The organism is Streptomyces sp. NBC_00440, assembly GCF_036014215.1.
Lineage (GTDB): Bacteria > Actinomycetota > Actinomycetes > Streptomycetales > Streptomycetaceae > Streptomyces.
This window is the reverse complement of the sequence record NZ_CP107921.1, coordinates 6649355-6667867: the sequence shown is the minus strand read 5'-3', so window position 1 is coordinate 6667867 and position 18513 is coordinate 6649355. Positions and strand designations below refer to the sequence as shown.

12 protein-coding genes are annotated in these 18513 nt (G+C 70.7%); 7 read left to right on the top strand and 5 right to left on the bottom strand.

Annotated elements, in window-relative coordinates; all coding sequences use genetic code 11:
• Positions 1–6: 6 nt before the first annotated feature.
• The gene (gene hemE / locus OHB13_RS29675) at positions 7–1071 is read right to left on the bottom strand and encodes a uroporphyrinogen decarboxylase (protein WP_266851889.1); all 1065 of its coding nucleotides are present in this window, start codon (positions 1069–1071) and stop codon (positions 7–9) included.
• 92 nt (positions 1072–1163) lie between these two features.
• On the opposite strand from hemE, the gene OHB13_RS29670 reads away from it, so the two are divergent.
• From OHB13_RS29670 to OHB13_RS29640, 7 genes are all read left to right on the top strand, one after another.
• On the top strand, positions 1164–1814 hold the full coding sequence (locus OHB13_RS29670; RefSeq protein ID WP_266851891.1) for a DUF3000 domain-containing protein: 651 nt from the start codon (positions 1164–1166) through the stop codon (positions 1812–1814).
• A gap of 288 nt (positions 1815–2102) precedes the next feature.
• On the top strand, positions 2103–2759 hold the full coding sequence (locus OHB13_RS29665) for a response regulator transcription factor (protein WP_164259399.1): 657 nt from the start codon (positions 2103–2105) through the stop codon (positions 2757–2759).
• Between the two features lie 118 nt (positions 2760–2877).
• Positions 2878–4161 (top strand): ribonuclease D, encoded by a 1284-nt coding sequence (locus OHB13_RS29660; RefSeq protein ID WP_328379103.1) that lies wholly within the window; start codon positions 2878–2880, stop codon positions 4159–4161.
• A 141-nt stretch (positions 4162–4302) separates the two neighbouring features.
• The gene (locus tag OHB13_RS29655; RefSeq protein WP_328379102.1) at positions 4303–7959 is read left to right on the top strand and encodes a beta-galactosidase; all 3657 of its coding nucleotides are present in this window, start codon (positions 4303–4305) and stop codon (positions 7957–7959) included.
• A gap of 181 nt (positions 7960–8140) precedes the next feature.
• Complete coding sequence (locus tag OHB13_RS29650) at positions 8141–9370, top strand: thiolase family protein (RefSeq protein WP_266851897.1); 1230 nt, start codon at positions 8141–8143, stop codon at positions 9368–9370.
• Positions 9367–11499, top strand: coding sequence for a 3-hydroxyacyl-CoA dehydrogenase NAD-binding domain-containing protein (locus OHB13_RS29645; RefSeq protein WP_328379101.1), 2133 nt, complete (start codon positions 9367–9369; stop codon positions 11497–11499). Before OHB13_RS29650 ends, OHB13_RS29645 begins: the two co-directional genes overlap by 4 nt.
• A 180-nt stretch (positions 11500–11679) precedes the next feature.
• Positions 11680–12711: a phage baseplate protein gene (locus tag OHB13_RS29640; RefSeq protein WP_328379100.1), complete on the top strand. Its 1032-nt coding sequence runs from the start codon at positions 11680–11682 to the stop codon at positions 12709–12711.
• Positions 12712–12819: 108 nt separating this feature from the next.
• Here the strand turns inward: OHB13_RS29640 and OHB13_RS29635 are convergent, their stop codons facing one another.
• From OHB13_RS29635 to OHB13_RS29620, 4 genes are read right to left on the bottom strand one after another with little or no spacing between them, the layout of a single operon-like run.
• Positions 12820–14436 (bottom strand): glycosyltransferase family 2 protein, encoded by a 1617-nt coding sequence (locus tag OHB13_RS29635; protein WP_328379099.1) that lies wholly within the window; start codon positions 14434–14436, stop codon positions 12820–12822.
• A 43-nt stretch (positions 14437–14479) separates the two neighbouring features.
• On the bottom strand, positions 14480–15307 hold the full coding sequence (locus tag OHB13_RS29630; RefSeq protein WP_328379098.1) for an Ig-like domain-containing protein: 828 nt from the start codon (positions 15305–15307) through the stop codon (positions 14480–14482).
• Positions 15304–16119 (bottom strand): rhamnogalacturonan acetylesterase, encoded by an 816-nt coding sequence (locus tag OHB13_RS29625; RefSeq protein WP_328379097.1) that lies wholly within the window; start codon positions 16117–16119, stop codon positions 15304–15306. The genes OHB13_RS29630 and OHB13_RS29625 overlap by 4 nt, the downstream gene beginning before the upstream one ends.
• Before the next feature lie 50 nt (positions 16120–16169).
• Positions 16170–18323: a hypothetical protein gene (locus OHB13_RS29620; protein WP_328379096.1), complete on the bottom strand. Its 2154-nt coding sequence runs from the start codon at positions 18321–18323 to the stop codon at positions 16170–16172.
• Between the last annotated feature and the right edge of the window lie 190 nt (positions 18324–18513).

Here is an 18513-nt window from a genome sequence, read left to right as displayed (position 1 = left end):
GACGGTTCAGCGGGCCGTGCGGGTGTGGACGTACTCCACGAGCCGGGTCAGCGCGTCGGGGTCGGTGTTGGGCGGGACGCCGTGGCCGAGGTTGAAGACATGGCCTTCGAGCCCCGCCGCCGCGGCCAGCACCTCGTCGGTCTTGGCCTCGACCGCCTCCCGGGTGGAGAAGAGGACGGCCGGGTCGAGGTTCCCCTGGAGCGCCTTGCCGGGGCCGACCCGCCGGGCCGCCTCGTCCAGCGGCACCCGCCAGTCGACGCCGACGACGTCCGCACCGGCCTCGCCCATCAGCCCGAGCAGCTCACCGGTGCCGACACCGAAGTGGATGCGCGGCACCCCGTACGGCGCCACCGCGTCCAGGACCTTCGCCGAAGCCGGCAGCACCGAGTGCCGGTAGTCGGCCGGGGCGAGGGCGCCCACCCAGGAGTCGAAGAGCTGGACGGCGCTCGCGCCCGCCTCGATCTGGATCCGGAGGAAGGCGGCGGTGATCCCGGCGAGGCGGTCGAGCAGGTCGGCCCAGAGCTCCGGGTCGCCGTACATCATCGCCTTGGTGTGCTCGTGGTTGCGGGACGGACCGCCCTCCACGAGGTAGCTGGCGAGCGTGAAGGGCGCACCGGCGAACCCGATGAGCGGTGTCTGTCCCAGCTCGGCGGTGAGCATGCCCATCGCCTCGGTGACGTACCAGACGTCGGCGGGCTCCAGATCGCGCAGCCGGGCCAGGTCGGCGCGGGTGCGGATCGGGCTGGCGATCACCGGCCCGACACCCGGCTTGATGTCGAGGTCGATCCCGATGGCCTTGAGCGGCACGACGATGTCGCTGAAGTAGACCGCCGCGTCCACCTTGTGGCGGCGGACCGGCTGGAGGGTGATCTCGGTGGCCAGGTCGGGCCGCATGCACGAGTCGAGCATGGCGATCCCCTCCCGCGCCTTCAGGTACTCGGGGAGTGAGCGTCCGGCCTGCCGCATGAACCAGACAGGGGTGTGCGGCACCGGCTCTCGCCTGCACGCCTTGAGGAAGGCGGAGTCGGCTGTCGGGTTCTGGGCGCCCATGGGGCGGTCGTTGGCACTCACGCCGAGAAGTTTCGCATGTGCGGGGGAAGCGGATGCCCCGGGCCGGGTGTCCTTCCCCCCGCAACTGCCTCGTTCCGCCTAGTCTTCCCGGCATGGCTGCGGCTCAGGGACGATTTTCAGATGGCGCTGACGGTATGACCAGCGCGGAGACGGACTCCGTCCCGCCCGCGTTCAGGGAGGCGGTCGACGCCTTGCAGTCAGCCCGTCTGCGGCCGGAGATGGAGATCGACCCGACGAAGCCGCCGCGCAAGCTCGCCCCGTACGCCTACGCCCTGGAGGCGGCGGTCGTCGAGAACGACAACGACCTGGCGGACGGCAGGCTCGTCCTGCTCCACGACCCCGCCGGCCATGACGCCTGGCAGGGATCCTTCCGTCTGGTGACACTCGTGCGCGCGGAGCTGGAGCCCGAGATGGCCGCCGACCCGCTGCTGCCCGAGGTCTGCTGGTCGTGGCTGACGGGCGCCCTCCAGGGGCGCGGACTGTCGTACGGGGAGGCCAGCGGCACGGTCACCCGCGCCGGGTCGCACTACTTCGGCGGGCTCTCGGAGCGCAAACCCGCGACCCAGATCGAGATCCGGGCGTCCTGGACCCCGCGCGAGGGTCTGAGCGGAGTGCCGGACACCGGGGCGCATCTGGCGGCCTGGTGCGATCTGCTCTGCCAGATCGCCGGGCTGCCGCCGGTCGGGCCGCCGGACGCCGGTGTGGTCTCGCTGCCGCAGCGGCGCGGGCCCCGCGCGCACTGACGCGCTCCATGCGCTGACGGGCTCGTGCGCTGGCGCAGCTGCCGGCCGGCGCATTCGACGGACCCACTGGCTGACGCGCCGACGGCACGAACAGCATCTTCGCAAACACGGGCATCTTTCGAACGATCGGTCAGGCATCCGATTTGCCCGAATTGTTACTCACTAAATCGTGATCATTCTCTAAAGGCGGGCGGGTTTGCTGCCGAAGAAGTCTGTGACCCTTCAAGCACGGTTCGCCCCGGCTCTTCCCCCGGCCGGCGTTCGTTCCGCACCTTCCCAGGAGGCCTGGTGTCCGTTCTCCTTGAGCAGCCCGCAAGCCTGGTCGCCTACCGCCCGAACAAGCCGACGGCCATGGTCGTCGTGGCCGACCCACGCGTCCGCTCCACCGTCACCCGCCATCTGTGGGCCCTTGGAGTACGTGACGTCATCGAGGCGTCGTCCATCGCGGAGGCGCGTCCCCGCGTCGGCAAACCACGTGACATCTGCGTGGCCGACGTCCACCTGCCCGACGGTTCCGGGCTGACCCTGCTGTCCGAGACCCGGGCCGCAGGCTGGCCCAACGGTCTGGCCCTCTCCGCCGCCGACGACATCGGCGCCGTGCGCAACGCCCTCGCGGGCGGCGTCAAGGGCTATGTCGTCACCGGCACCCGCAACAACATCGGCCACCCGACCCGGCCCGGCGCCGCACCCATCGGCGCCGCCCGGATGCAGCGCCGCCCCCCGGGCACCCCGAGCCACCCGGGCGGCTACCGCGAGCTCTCCGGCCGTGAGGTCGAAGTGCTGCGGCTGGTCGCCGAAGGCCAGTCCAACAAGGCCATCGGCGTCTCCATGGGGCTCTCGGCCCTGACCGTCAAGAGCCACCTCGCCCGCATCGCGCGCAAGCTCGGCACGGGTGACCGGGCCGGGATGGTCGCGGTGGCACTCCGTACCGGAATCATCCACTGACGTGACCCGTCCGACAGGGCCGGCCACGACACGGCACTGACTGGTTTCAGCCCCCTCAGCACCCGCCGACGCAGCGTTACGTCGGCGGGTGCTGTGCGTTCACCGATACCCTTGACGGGTGACCGACGCTCAAGAGACCGCAGCAGAGACAGCACTGCGAACCACTGGGGGCGCTCCCCCGGACGACGTCGAACAGGCGCCGATCCCCTTGCTGGAGCCCCGCGAGGGCATTCCGCCGGTGGTTGCCACCGATGAAGCACTGGCCGCCGTCGTGGCGGCGTTCGCCGCGGGGACGGGGCCTGTCGCCGTCGACGCCGAGCGCGCGTCCGGCTACCGCTACGGACAGCGCGCGTATCTGGTGCAGCTGCGCCGCGAGGGCGCGGGCAGCGCCCTCGTCGATCCGGTGGGCTGCCCCGACCTCTCCTCGCTCGGCGCGGCCATCTCCGACGCCGAGTGGGTGCTGCACGCCGCGACCCAGGACCTCCCGTGCCTGCGGGAAATAGGCATGATTCCCACCCGGATCTTCGACACCGAGCTGGCCGGGCGACTGGCCGGCTTCCCGCGGGTCGGCCTCGGCGCGATGGTCGAGAGCGTGCTGGGCTTCACGCTGGAGAAGGGCCACTCGGCGGTCGACTGGTCGACCCGCCCGCTGCCCGAGCCGTGGCTGCGCTACGCCGCGCTCGACGTGGAGCTGCTGGTCGATCTCCGGGACGCCCTGGAGGAGGAGCTGGACCGGCAGGGGAAGCTGGGCTGGGCGATGGAGGAGTTCGACGCCATCGCATCGGCACCGCCCGCCCCGCCGCGCAAGGACCCCTGGCGCCGTACGTCCGGGATGCACAAGGTGCGCAGGCGCCGTCAGATGGCGGTGGTACGGGAGCTGTGGAACACCCGCGACGCGGTGGCGCAGCGGCGGGACGTCTCCCCCGGGAAGGTCCTCGGGGACGGTGCGATCGTCGAGGCCGCCCTGGGCCTCCCGGTGAATCTCCAGGAGCTCACCGCGCTGCCCGGTTTCGGCCACCGCATGGGCAAGCGCCAGCTGGAGCAGTGGCAGGCGGCCGTCGACCGGGCCAAGGCGCTCCCCGACACCGCGCTTCCGCAGCCGGGCCAGCAGGTGGCCGGCCCGCCGCCGCCCCGCGCCTGGGCGGACAAGGACCCGGCGGCCGCCGCCCGGCTCTCCGCGGCGCGCGCGGCCGTGTCGGCCCTCGCCGACGAGCTGAACATGCCGCAGGAGAATCTGATGACCCCCGACACCGTGCGCCGGGTGTGCTGGGAGCCGCCGCGGGAGCGGACGGCGGAGAAGGTCTCAGCCGTGCTCGCCGAGCTCGGCGCCCGGAACTGGCAGATCGAGCAGGTCGCTCCGCTGCTGACGGCCGCGGTCCAGGACCCGCCGGGCCAGAACTGACATCCCGGGTCTGCGGCAGCCCCGCCGCAGACCCGGAAAACACCAAGACCGGACCGTATCCAACACGGACCAACAGCTTTAGGCTGTGCGTCGCATCAGATTCTTTCAGCATGCCCATGCGACTGAAGGCGCAGGAATGACATGCACACGCCATTGAACCTGTTGAGACGCCCCCTCACCGCCGCACTCGCCGTGCTGGCGCTCAGCGCCGGTGCGCTCACCCCGGCCGCGGGGGCGGAGCGGCCCGCACGGGACGCCGCACACCCCGCCGGAGCCAGGGCCGTCGCACACCCCACCGCCCACACCGTCGGACACAACGACACCGCCCTGACCATCGACGGCAAACCGCTGAACATCTGGTCCGGCGAGTTCCACTACTGGCGGCTGCCCAGCCCCGACGCCTGGCGCGACGTCCTGCAGAAGATGAAGGCGGGCGGTTTCAACGCCGCGTCCATCTACTTCGACTGGGACTTCCACTCCCCCAAGCCCGGCGTCTACGACTTCAAGGGGATCCGCGACGTCGACAAGCTCCTCGACATCGCCCAGGAAGCGGGCATCTACGTCATCGCCCGCCCCGGCCCGTACATCAACGCGGAGACGGACGGTGGCGGCTTCCCCGGCTGGCTCACCCAGCAGAAGGGCAAGGCCCGTACGACCGCGCCCGACTATCTGGCGGCGGCCGACGAGTGGCTGTCGAAGATCGACCCCATCATCGCCAGGCACCAGCTGACCAACGGCACCGGCCCGGTGATCGCCTACCAGGTCGAGAACGAGTACTACCAGGACACCCCCGACGGCCACGCCTACATCCAGCACCTGGCGGACAAGGCGCGCGCCGACGGCATCACCGTCCCGCTGACCGGCAACCACAACGGCGTCTTCGCCAAGGAACTGGACATCGACGGGCACGATTCGTACCCCCAGGGCTTCAACTGCTCAAGTCCGGACAAGTGGAGTGGACTGCCCGATTTCTCCGGTGCGAAGACGGCTGGGCAACCGCTATTTCTGGCCGAATTCCAGGGCGGTTCGTTCGACCCCTGGGGCGGGCCCGGCTACGACAAGTGCCGGCAGCTGACCGACGGTGACTTCGAAAAGGCCGCGTACGAGAACAACATCGCCTCCGGCGCCACCATGCAGAACTTCTACATGGCGTACGGCGGCACCTCCTGGGGCTGGCTGCCCTCACCGAGCGCGGTCTACAGCTCGTACGACTACGGCGCGCCGATCCAGGAGGACCGGCAGCTCGGCGAGAAGTACCTGACCGACAAACGGCTGGGCTACCTCGTGCAGTCGCTCGCACCGATGACGAAGACCGAGCCGCTGACGGCTGCCGCGCCGGAGAACTCCGCGGTGCAGCGCCGCGACCGGCGCAACCCCGACGACGGGACGACGATCACCGTCGTACGCCACAAGGACGTCAACGACAAGGCGAAGGACACCACGCATCTGGCGCTCGGCGGCTATCCCTCGGTGCCGCAGGAGCCGGGGACCGCGCTGACCGTCGACGGGCGCGACTCCAAGCTGCTGGTCTCCGACTACGCCATGGACCACCAGCAGCTGCGGTACTCGACGTCGGAGCTGATGACGCACGGGACCTTCGGACAGCGTGATGTGGCGCTGCTGTACGGACGGCACAGCCAGGACGGCGAGACCGTGCTGCGGTACGCCGCGAAGCCGGACGTCAAGGTGACCGGCGGGACGGTGAAGCAGAGCTGGGACCCGGCCACGGGCGACCTGCGTCTCGACTACCGGCACGACGGGCTCGCGCAGGTGCTGATCACCCCGCCCGGTGCGAAGACGCCGCTGCTGCTCCTGCTCGCCGACGACGCGACCGCCGACACCTACTGGCGGCTCGACACCCCGCAGGGCCCGGTGCTGGCCGCCGGTCCCGAACTGCTGCGCACCAGTGCGTACGCGAACGGCGTGCTGAAGCTGACGGGCGACACCGGCAAGGCGTCCCAGCTGAACGTCATCACCGGCGCCCCCGCCACCGCCGTGAGCTGGAACGGGCACCCCGCCAAGGGCGCACTGAACACCACAGGCGCCGCGCTCCCCGGGCCGAAGCCGGTCACCCTGCCGACGCTCGGGAAGTGGAAGTTCCAGCGCGAGACCCCGGAGGCGCAGCCCGGCTTCGACGACGCCGCCTGGCGGGCCGCCGGCGGGCAGGCGCTTGCGGCCGACGGCTACGGCTTCCACGCGGGCTCCGTCTGGTACCGGGGGCACTTCTCGGCCACCGGCACGGAGAGCGCCGTACAGGTCAACGCCAGTACGGGGAAGGGCGGTTCGTATCTGGCCTGGCTCAACGGCCACTACCTCGGCAGCTCGGACTCCGCCACGCATACCTTCACCGTCCCGCCGGGCACGCTGAAACCCGGCGAGGACAATGTGCTCGCCGTGCTGGCCGCGGACATGGCGCACGAGCAGGACTGGTCGGCGGACGACGGCCACAAGCAGCCGCGCGGTCTGACATCGGTACGTCTGGTGGGCTCGGCGCGGCAGATCGGCTGGCGGATCCAGGGCGCACTCGGCGGCGAGAACCTGGTCGACCCGGTGCGCGGCCCGCTCAACACCGGTGGTCTGTACGGCGAACGCCAGGGCATGCACCTGCCCGGCTACCCGGACGCCGGGTGGCCGGACGTCTCACTGCCGGACACCCGCAAGGGCGCACCGGGCGTCTCCTGGTACCGCACGGGCTTCGACCTGCGGCTGCCGAAGGACCAGGACGTCCCGATGGGGCTGACCTTCTCCGACGACAAGGCGAAGAACTACCGGGCTCTGGTGTACGTCAACGGCTGGATGGTGGGCCTCTACATCAACGACCTGGGGCCGCAGACCAGTTTCCCGGTGCAGCCGGGGATGCTCCGCACCGATGGGCACAACACGGTCGCCGTCGCCGTCATCGGTGAGGACACCGCGGGCGACGGGCTCGGCAAGGTCTCGCTCCAGCAGTACGGGAACCACACGACGCCGCTGCGGTACGGCGACATCTCGTCGCCGGGGTGGTCGGCCGCGGTCAACCACGACCCGAAGGCGAGTGCGGATGTACGGATCACCGCGCCGGACACCGTCGGGCGCGGTGGCTCGGGTTCGGTGACCGCCTCCTTCACGCCGCGCGCGAAGACCGCGCGCGACGCCGCGCTGGAGCTGCGGCTGCCCGAGGGCTGGAAGGCGGACACGGCGCTGCGACAGCCGCTGGGCGACGTGCGGGCCGGGCGGACGGTGACGCGCAGCTGGCGGGTCACGGCTCCCGAGGGCTCGCAGCCGTGGTCGGCCGTGCTGTCGGCGGCGGCCCGGTACTCGGGTCGTGGCTCGGCGGCAGCCGCGGTGAGTGTGGCGTCGCCGCCGCCCGCGCCGGGGGCGGGGAAACACGACCTCGCCGCCCTGGACTTCACCGCCACCAACGGATGGGGTCCGGTGGAGCGCGACACCTCCAACGGCGAGGAGGCCGCAGGGGACGGCAGACCGATGTCCGTCGCGGGCACTGCGTACGCGAAGGGCATCGGGACGAACGCCGACAGCGACATCACCGCCTATCTGGGCGGGGCCTGCACCCGGTTCACCGCGTCGGCCGGGGTGGACGACGAGACGAACGGCGGCGGCTCGGTGACCTTCACGGTGCTGGCCGACGGGAAACAGGTCGCCACCACCCCGGTACTCAAGGGGAAGCAGGCGGCCGTGGCGCTCGACGCGGATGTGTCGGGCGCCCAGGTGGTGGATTTGGTCGTCGGGGACGGCGGGGACGGCAACGGGCTCGACCACGGCGACTGGGGGAACGCTTCGGTGAGCTGTACGGGCTGAGCGCACCGGCACCCGGGCACGCCGGGCGGGCCCGTTCGCGGGCCCGCCCGGCGTGTGACCTACGACGCTCCCGGCCCAGGGACTGGGCAGCATGGTTACCCGTGGGTAGCATGGCCTTGTGCAGCGCGCTCCGGCGCGCCCGCAGCAGCAGTGCCATCCCGCACCCTGGAGGAGAGCCATCGTGCCTCGTACCATCCGGGACGTCGTCTTCGTCGACGGCGTCCGCACCCCGTTCGGCAAGGCGGGCCCGAAGGGCATCTACCACGAGACCCGCGCCGACGATCTCGTCGTGAAGGCGATCCGGGAGCTGCTGCGCCGCAACCCGGATCTGGACCCCGCGAAGATCGACGAGGTGGCCATCGCGGCGACCACGCAGATCGGCGACCAGGGCCTGACCCTCGGGCGCACCGCGGGCATTCTGGCCGGGCTGCCGCAGTCGGTGCCCGGCTTCTCCGTCGACCGCATGTGCGCGGGCGCGATGACCGCCGTGACGGCGACCGCCGGCTCGATCGCCTTCGGCGCGTACGACATCGTCCTCGCGGGCGGTGTCGAGCACATGGGACGCCACCCGATGGGTGAGGGCGTCGACCCCAACCCCCGGTTCGTCTCCGAGAAGCTGGTCGACGAGTCCGCCCTCTTCATGGGCATGACCGCGGAGAACCTGCACGACCGCTACCCCACGATCACCAAGCAGCGCACGGACGAGTACGCCGTGCGCTCGCAGGAGAAGGCCGCCAAGGCGTACGCCAACGGCAAGATCCAGCAGGACCTGGTGCCCGTGTCGGTGCGCAGGACCAACCCGGAGGCCGGGGAGACCGGCTGGGGTCTGGCGACCGCCGACGAGCCGATGCGCCCCGGCACCAGCATGGAGTCGCTCGCCGGCCTCAAGACGCCGTTCCGGGCGCACGGCCGGGTCACCGCGGGCAACGCCGCAGGGCTCAACGACGGCGCCACCGCCTCGCTGCTCGCGTCCGAGGAGACCGCGCGCGAGCTCGGGCTGCCGGTCAAGATGCGCCTGGTGTCCTACGCGTACGCGGGCGTCGAGCCGGAGGTCATGGGCTACGGCCCGATCCCGTCGACCGAGAAGGCCCTCGCCAAGGCGGGTCTCTCCATCGACGACATCGGCCTCTTCGAGATCAACGAGGCCTTCGCCGTCCAGGTGCTCGCGTTCCTGGAGCACTACGGCATCGCCGACGACGACGCGCGCGTCAACCAGTACGGCGGCGCCATCGCCTTCGGCCACCCCCTCGCCTCCTCCGGTGTGCGTCTGATGACGCAGCTGGCGCGGCAGTTCGAGGAGCAGCCGCAGGTCCGCTACGGCCTGACCACGATGTGTGTCGGCTTCGGCATGGGTGCCTCGGTCATCTGGGAGAACCCTCACTTCGACACCACCGCCGGAGGCACCAAGTGAGCACCACCACCTCCGATCTCCTGAAGGGCGCGGCCGAGCTGTTCCCCGGCGAGGTCGTCACACAGGCGCACGTACGCCACCTCGAACTGCCGGGCGGCGCGGGCAGGTTCGCGCTGATCACGCTCGACAACGGCCTGGACCACACCAAGCCGACCACCTTCGGCCCGCAGTCGCTGGCGAACCTCGACGCCGCCATCGACCAGGTCGAGAAGGAGGCCGCCGAGGGCACGGTCGTCGGTGTAGGAATCACCGGCAAGCCGTTCATCTTCGCGGTCGGCGCCGACCTCAAGGGCGTCGAGCTGCTGAAGAACCACTCGGACGCGCTCGCCATCGGCAAGGGCGGCCACGACGTCTTCAAACGGCTGTCCACGCTGGCCGTCCCCACCTTCGCGTACTACAACGGCGCCGCGATGGGCGGTGGCGTCGAGGTCGGTCTGCACTGCGCGTACCGCACGGTGACCAAGTCGCTGCCCGCCTTCGCGCTCCCCGAGGTCTTCCTCGGCCTGGTACCGGGCTGGGGCGGCTGCGCGCTGCTCCCCAACCTGATCGGCGCGGACCGCGCGGTCTCGGTCATCATCGAGAACTCGCTGAACCAGAACCGTCAGTTGAAGGGCAAGCAGGTCTACGAGCTGGGGATCGCCGACGCGATCTTCGAGGGCGCGGACTTCCTGGAGCAGTCGCTGATCTGGACCTCCGCCGTCCTGCGCGGCGAGATCGAGGTCGTACGCCCGGAGATCGACCGCGGCGACGCCTGGGACGCTGCGGTCGCGCGCGGCCGGGCCATCGCCGACTCGAAGGTGCACGGCGCGGCCCCGGCCGCCTACCGCGCGCTGGACATCATCGCCGCCGCCAAGGACGGCGACCTGGACCGGGGCTTCGACTCCGAGGACCAGGCGCTGGCCGACCTGATCATGGGCGGCGAACTCCGCAGCGGCATCTACGCGTTCAACCTGGTCCAGAAGCGTGCCAAGCGCCCGGCCGGCGCCCCGGACAAGAACCTGGCGCGCCCGGTCACCAAGGTCGGCGTCGTCGGCGCCGGTCTGATGGCCTCGCAGCTGGCGCTGCTCTTCCTGCGCCGCCTCGAAGTGCCGGTGGTGCTCACCGACATCGACCAGGAGCGCGTCGACAAGGGTGTGGGCTATGTGCACGCCGAGATCGACAAGCTGCTGCTGAAGTCCCGTATCAACCAGGACAAGGCCAACCGCCTCAAGGCTCTGGTGAGCGGTGTACTCGACAAGGCCGAGGGCTTCGCGGACGCCGACTTCATCATCGAGGCGGTCTTCGAGGAGATCGGCGTCAAGCAGCAGGTGTTCGCGGAGGTCGAGGCGGTCGCCCCGGCGCACGCGATCCTCGCCACCAACACCTCCTCGCTGTCGGTCTCCGAGATGGCGTCGAAGCTGAAGCACCCCGAGCGGGTCGTCGGCTTCCACTTCTTCAACCCGGTCGCGATCCTGCCGCTCCTGGAGATCGTGCGCGGCGAGCAGACCGACGACGCCTCGCTGGCCACGGCGTTCGGCGTGGCGCGGAAGCTGAAGAAGACCGCGGTCCTGGTGAAGGACGCCCCGGCGTTCGTCGTCAACCGCATCCTCACCCGCTTCATGGGCGAGATCCAGAACGTCATCGACGAGGGCACCCCCGTCGAGGTCGCCGAGAAGGCCGTGGAGCCGCTCGGTCTCCCGATGTCCCCGCTGGTGCTGCTCGAACTGGTCGGCCCGGCCATCGGTCTGCACGTCTCGGAGACGCTGCACCGCGCCTTCCCCGAGCGCTTCACCGTCTCGGAGAACCTGGCCGCCGTCGTCAAGGCGGGCAAGCGCGGCTTCTACGTCTACGAGTCGGGCACGCCCGAGCTGGACCCGGAGGTCGCCGCACTCCTCAAGCAGGGCACGTCGGTGCTCTCCGCCGAGCAGACCCGGGACCGTGTCCTGGACGCGGTGGCGCAGGAGATCGGTCTGATGCTGGACGAGGGTGTCGTGGCCGAGGCCCAGGACATCGACCTCTGCCTGATCACCGGCGCCGGCTGGCCCTTCCACCTCGGCGGCATCACGCCGTACCTGGACCGTGAGGGTGTGTCGCAGCGGGTGAACGGCAAGCCGTTCCTCGCGCAGGGTGTGGCGAGCGTTCCGGCCTGACCCGCGGGCTCCCGCAGTCCGGAGCCCCTTCGTGCGAGTGCCCGTCCCGGTCGTCCCGGGGCGGGCACTCGCCGTTGAGGGCCCGCGGTCGTGGTGTGACAAAATGACCTTTCCCCGGGTTCGTGGGGGTTGGGAGTCGAGTACCTGCCGGTCGGCGGACGCTGGGGAGCAATTCGGTTCGTGGAACGGCAGCGGAAGTACTCACGCAGGACCGCGCTGTGGGCGGGCGTCTCGGCGGCGGCCGCGGCCGGTGGCCTGGCCGGCGGCCGGTGGTATGCGGAACAACGGGCGCACGGGGACGGCACGTTCGAGGCGGCGGACCCCTCGCAGATCCTGGCCCCCACCGCGCTGCACCAGACCACGGTGCCCCAGTCGTTCGCCTTCGACGACAGCCGGGGCGACATCTACGCGGTGCAGCTGGTCCAGGGCGGTATGCGGCTTCCGGGTGAGCCGCGCCGGCTGTCGAGCGCGGAGCGGGACAAGCGGGGCGATCTCTGTGTGACGCGGCTGTCCGCGGACGGGCGGACGCGCGGCCATATGTTCCTGCGCGGGTTCGGCCACGGTGTCTCCCTCGGGGTCGAGCCGTCGGCGTCCGGCGCGCTCCTCTGGACGGAGTCGCAGGCCCACCCGGAGACCGGGTACGGACAGGCCATCACCCGGTTCGCGTTCCGGGACGGCGCTGTGCTCGACAGCGACCACCCCGGACTGCGCCACCACCGCCCGGTGCCCGGCTCAGTGGCCAACCAGCCCAGTGTCGACATGACCGCGCGGCGGGTGATGGTGAGCTACTGGACGGTCCCGGCGTACGGGAGACGGCAGCAGTGGTACGCGGTGTACGGCATGGCCGACTTCCTCGCGGGCCGCTACGAGCCGCTGCACACGGTGCGCCAGCGGGGACGGGCTGCGGCCGAGACGTTCCAGGGGTGTGTGCTGTACGGGGACCGGGTGTACCAGCTCGCGGGCAACGCGTACACACCGTCGTCCGGCGCCAACCCGGCCGTTTCCGGGGGCAATGCCCGGGTCACCGCGGTCGGCCTGCGGGGTGGCCAGGTCCCCGCTCCGCGACGGATCACCGTGGCGGCGGACCTCGCCTACCGGGAGCCGGAAGGGCTCGCCGTCAGGCTGACGGGCGGCCCCCGGCTCTGTGTGGGCTTCGCTACCGGCAGCTCGCGGGCCAGGATGCTGGCGATCCACTCGTGCGGCAGGGTGTGAGAGATCCGCGGGGAGGACCGGCTTGAGGGAGCCGCGTGAAGGACCCGTGTGGCAGACCCGTGCGACAGACCCCTGTGACAGACCGTGTGACAGACCCGCGCCCCGCCGTCACTGCGGCAGCGGGCGCCTCGCGGAGACCTCGGCGGTGAGGTTCCCGGCCTTCGTGGCGTAGAGGTGGCAGACCGTCTCCAGCCCTGACGCGTCCGCCCGGCCGACCACGACACCCTGCCGCGTCCGGTCGGTGACCGTGTCCGCACGGGTCCCGCCGAGCCGTACCTCCTTGCCCGCTCCCTGGTAGGAGACGTGCAGGAACATGTCCCAGAGCCCGGGGGCGACGGGCTGGGAACCGTCGGCGGCCGACAGGTCGAGCCGCGCTTCGAACCCGGCCTGCGCACGGTCGGCACGGGTGGCGGCGTCCAGCTTGGGGGTGGGCGTGGAGTAGACGCGGAAGCGGTACTCGGCGCCGCTCGCCCGCTCGCGCAGCACCACGCGGACGGCAGGATCGCGGGTGGACAACTGCTCGATGTAGCAGTGGCCGTGCACACTGAGCACGGTGCCCGACCAGCTCAGCCCGGTCAGCCGGTGCTTGGCCCGCAAGGTGTGAGTGATCTCGAAGTACTCGTCGGGCAGCCCCAGTTCGGGGTCCCGGAAGAACGGGTACCGGCGGAACGCCCGCCCCTCCTCCACGAGCAGCGCGGCCTTCTCCTTGCCCTGCTCGAACGCGATCATCCGCTCGGCCTCGGCGAACAGGCCCCGGCGGATCAGCTCCAGGCGTACCGAGAGCGGCCGGGGCAGCTTCCGGAACACCTCGGGACCCGCGTGGAGTTCGAGCAGCCCACGGCACTCGGTGAGCGCGGCCCGGCGCAACTCGTGATCCTCGCAAGCCAGATAGGCGGACCCGGTGGCCTTGCCGAGTTCCAGCTCGAAGTGGCGGGCGAGCAGCTGGTCCCGGAGGGGGCCCGGCTGGACCCGTTCCGTGACGAGGGAGACCATCCGGCGGGTGAGCGCCATCCGGTCGGCGAGAGAACCGCTGAACCGCGAGGTGTTCACCCCGGCGACCCGGCGCGCCTGCTCGACGCAGACCTGGCCGGCGACGACCGAGATCCGGTCCGCGTACAGATAGGCCAGCGCGGTGAACGCCTGGTCCTCACCGAGGGACCAGTCGTCGGGGAAGCGCAGACCGCAGCGGTCGACCAGCGAACGGCGGAACAGCTTGTCGGCGCTCAGCGACCAGTACACGCGTGAGGCCGCGACATCGGCGTCGGCCACGCTCCGGGTGAACATGGACGTGCCGACCTTCTGCCCGTCCAGGCCCGCCACCTTGCCGAGGACGACATCGGCGTCGTTCTCGTCGGCTGCCCGCACCATGCTCTTCAGCGCGCCGGGGGCGAGCCGGTCCGTACCGCTGAGGAACAGGAGATGGCGGCCGGTGGCCTGCTCGATGCCCGCGTTGCGCGCCTGTGCCGGAGTGTCCGTCGTGGTGGGCGACGAGGAGCACTTCAGCGCCGGGTACCGGGCCGCCCACTGCTGGAGCGTCTCGCGGGTGCCGTCCTGGGAGCCGCGGTCGAGGACCAGCACCTCCACCAGGAATCCGTCATCGCCCTGCGCCAGCACCGATTCGAGGCAGCCGCCGATCCGGCCGACGGCGTCGGCCACGTCGACGATCACGCTGACGTCGGGCTGTTCCTTGGGGTGGAGGGACACGGGGTTCACGACGCTGATCACCAGACTTCATTGCGTACGGGGGTGGTGCGAGCGGGGGCGCGGGTCAGCCGGGGAGGGCTGCGCCCTCGTGCGGCCAGGGCAGCGGACCGTGGATCTTCGGCTGGGTCCACGGCGCGTGCGCGGTGGTGCCGGCCCCGTTGAAGCCGGGCGGGGTCAGCAGCCCCGGGGTTTCGGAGAGATCACCGATGTGGATGACCACCCGGCCCTCGGCCCGCTCCCCCGACGGCGACTGCACGGCGTACTGGAAGTGGTCGTAGCCCACCGCGCCCGGAGCCGCCTGGAAGGCCAGCACACCGTCGTGGGTGACGGTCACCTGCCCGGAGCGCGGCTGGCTGTGTCCCACCACGACCGTGCCCTGCGGCAGGCCGTCCCGTACATCGACGAGCGCGGGCGCGTACGCGGCGTGCTCGGAGACGTTCAGGGCGCGGCCGGGGGCGGAGAAGCCCCTGATCCGCACCCCCAGGTCGGCCAGTGGTTCGGTGCGCAGGAGCCTGCGGGGGTCCCGGCCGGGGATGGCGGCGGAGACCGCCGGACGCAGCACGTGCTCCGTGCTGTCCTGGCGGATCCGCAGGGTCAGGACGGCGCTCTCCGAACCGCCGCTCTCGGCGCGGGACCGGTAGTGCCGCAGGAGGGAGGAGTACTCGGCGCCCTGGACCGCCACCACGTCCGCGGCCCCGGCGAAGGAGTCCTCGGCGAGGTAGCCGTAGGCATGTCCGATGCCCGGTCCCGCCTGGACCGTCAGGGCGATCCGGACGGTCTGCCCGGGAGCGACGGAGGTCATGGGGTGCGCGTCGCAGTGCACGGCCGCCTGGGTCGCGCTGTCCGGGAAGCCCGGTTCCTGGATGCGGACCACGCCCAGCAGGAAGGTCATCGCCCGGCTCCGATCCGCGCCGCGTCCGGCACCTGTGCCACTCGCTCCTTGGTCAGCCGGTCGAACGTCGCGGTGTCCAGCCAGCCCATCTCGTCGGTGGTGAAGTCCGACCGGTCGAGGCTGTGCACCCAGGACGCGGGGACGAGCCCCTGGTCCCGCAGGGCGCGGGCGATGAAGCGCGCGCACTCCACCGCCGCCTCGGCGCGGAGGTGGGTGTCGTCGGCGCCCTTGAGATTGGCGACGGGGTTCTCGTAAGGCCGCAGATGCGCGAAGAGCTCCTTGGCGGCGTCGCTGCCGAGCTCCTCCCACCAGGCCAGGCTCTGGGCGTAGAGGTCGACGAGGGGTGCAGACATCTCCTCCGCGACCTCCCGCACGGCCATCGGGTAGGTGCGCAGGAAGCGCCGGAGATTGCCGTACGCGTCGAACTTGCGCCGCTCGTGGGTGAGTACGAGGACGGGGTGCGCCTGCGCCTCCCTGGTGAGGTGCACCATCTGCCGCAAGTACTGCTGGTACGCCTCGAAGGGCTCGGTGTGCAGGCCGTCCGCCGGCTCCCAGTCGACCTGGCCGAAGCTGATGAGCACGTAGTCACCGGGGGCGGCCCGTTCGAGGATCCACTGGAAGCGGCCCCGGTCGTAGAAGCTCCTGGAACTCGCCTTCGCCCGCGCACAGTTGATGACCTCCACCGCCGGGCCGAGGAACAGCGGGAGCGTCTGCCCCCAGCCGGCCATCGGGAGGTAGTCGACGGAGCGCGTCACCACCGTGGAATCGCCCGTGACGAACATCCGTCTGCGAGGCATCTCCTGCCCGTACATCGCCGTACCCTCCATCGGATCGTGTCACCGCCCGCAGGCCGGAACACAGGTCAGAAGTACTGTTCCATCGATTCCTGCGGCCCGAGCTGCTGCCCGATCCACCCCAACTGCGGCATGGGCGCGGTGTTTTCCAGCAGCTGGTCCGGTACCGCGGCGGCCCCCTGCGTGAACGGGTTGGCGAGGATCGGCTCCGCGGTGTCCCCGGCCGGGAATTCCGCGATGCCCCGCGCGAACAACTGGTTCACCGCATCGTTGAAGCGGACCATGGAGTCCCCGTCGCCGAGCAGATAGCGCTTGAGGTGCTCCCGGTGACCGGCCAGCCGGTCCCGGCCGCCGGAGCGTGCGGCGTCGACGCAGACGGCCAGCTCCTCGCAGGCCGGGCCGAGGATGTACGCGGCGGACGCCGCCGGGTTCAGCTGCTTGAAGAGCTCGGGGTCCGAGTCGGACGGGTTCGACACCGCGTACGGCTTCTCGCTCGCCACGAAGTCGGACACGACGCTGGAGATGTCACTGATCAGCATGTCGGCTTCGTTGAAACAGCTGTAGAGGGACGGGAGTTGCCCGGTGACCACCTGGTGGCGCTCACCGCCGCCCGCGGCCCAGAAGGTCTCGTGCCACTGGGTCTGCAACTCCTCCCAGGTCTCCTTCGGCGGCCGGGCGAGCACGGACCTGTCCTTGTGCCAGAGGCCGTAGACCCCGACCACGGTCCATGCCTTCAGCCGGGCCATCCGGCTCTCAAGGCCGGCCAGCTTCTTGTCGCCGTCCGCCTGCGAGGCGCGGGAACTCCGGCCGTCCTTGGTGCGGTCGCGCTTGGCGTTGTCGGCGTCGAGGAGAGCCACGATGCGCCGGTGCACCCGGGTCGCCTCGGCCGACCGCTTGCCCGTCAACGGGTGCGGCTTGTAGAGGATCCGGACCGGTTCCTGCTGGTTCAGCAGCATCCGGATGAGCTTCTCGCCCATCAGGATGAGCGAGGTGTGGAACGGGTCGGCCGTCCACCCCTCCCAGGTGGGCGCGTACAGCACGGTGGTCATCCGGCCGCCCGGCCGGGCCGAGACCGACTCGACCGCGCTGAGCTGCGGGCGGCCGACCGGCACGAGGGCGGAGCCGGGGATGGTGCCGCGCAGCCGCTGGTAGCGCTCCTCGCCGCCCTGGCCCGCCGTCCATATCTCGTCGTAGACCTTGCTCACCCGGTTGCTGCTGGCCAGCTTGTCGCTGTCGCCGTGTCCGATGAAGACGTGCTTGGCCTCCGCCACCCGCAGCATGTGGACGTTCTTGCCCGCGTTCGCCGGATAGAGGATCACCCGGACCTCGGGCAGCTCCAGCAGGCTGAGGTCATCGGCCTTCGGGAGGCAGACGACCGGCAGCGAGGTGTACGCGAGGAAGCGCAGGGTGGTGACCTCGCGGAGCACGATCAACGGCCGCCTGCCGAGCCGGGAGAGAGTGTCCAGCCACATGTTGACCTGGTAGGCGGAGTCGCGCGCGCCGGCCGCGTAGGTGAAGTAAAGGACGACCTCGGGGCGGTACTTGGCGACCTGCTTGTTCAGGATGCGGAAGGTGCGCTCGTGGCTGGGCACCCGGCGGCACTGCCTGATGGTCGGCAGCAGGATCACCATGCCGAGAACGGCGACGGTCACCGCGAGCGCGCCGCCGAGGACGCTGAAGCCGATCACATGTGTGGCACGGGAGGCGATGGCGCCGGCGATGACCGCACTGTCCAGGTGAAGCAGCTTCCGCTCGTAGGACTTGAAGGCGATCGGGGGCGGCGGCTCCGGCATGTTCAGGGCGCTGAGATCCAGGTTGCGCACGCGCACCGGGAGGGCGCGGCGCCGCTTGATGAACATGCAGAGGAACGTGTACAGCAGGCGCAGTGAGTGCACGGCCGCGAAGCCGAGGAAGACCACCGTGAAGATGTCGCGGTCGTCGCCGACGGTGTCCCGCAGCAGCACCAGCACGCCGAGTTCCCGTGTCAGGACACGGATGCTGAGGCCCCACTTGAGCTTGCCGAGGAAGCGGATCAGGTCGGGTTCGGCGCGGTGCAGGTAGAAGTCGGTCGCGTAGCTGAGGACCAGGGTTGCAGTGAAGGCCCAGAGGAGACCGAGGGCGCCCGAGACCAGCATGCCGAAGTAGCTTGCCAGCAGCAGGAACAGGACAAGAACGTTCTTGCCCTTGCCTATTTCGGCATGGCGGATCAGTGCGGCTATCAATCTCGTCCTCTTCTCATCGTCGAAACGCACACCCGGACCCGCATTTCCCCCCCCAGGGCATGCGTGCGCGACAGAGCGCGGACGCAAAAGCGGCACCACAGTGACGGCAAAGCTTCAGGGGACCCACCCAAAACGTTAACCTGAGCTTTACCTTGGGTCAGAATAGTACCCGGAACCAGGTTACGGACAA

What these genes read in the sequence shown, in the direction of transcription:
- OHB13_RS29625 (WP_328379097.1), bottom strand. Translation starts at nt 16,119, where the DNA reads ATGTACGGGCAGGAGATGCCTCGCAGACGGATGTTCGTCACGGGCGAT.
- OHB13_RS29655 (WP_328379102.1), top strand. Translation starts at nt 4,303, where the DNA reads ATGCACACGCCATTGAACCTGTTGAGACGCCCCCTCACCGCCGCACTC.
- OHB13_RS29670 (WP_266851891.1), top strand. Translation starts at nt 1,164, where the DNA reads ATGGCTGCGGCTCAGGGACGATTTTCAGATGGCGCTGACGGTATGACC.
- OHB13_RS29630 (WP_328379098.1), bottom strand. Translation starts at nt 15,307, where the DNA reads ATGACCTTCCTGCTGGGCGTGGTCCGCATCCAGGAACCGGGCTTCCCG.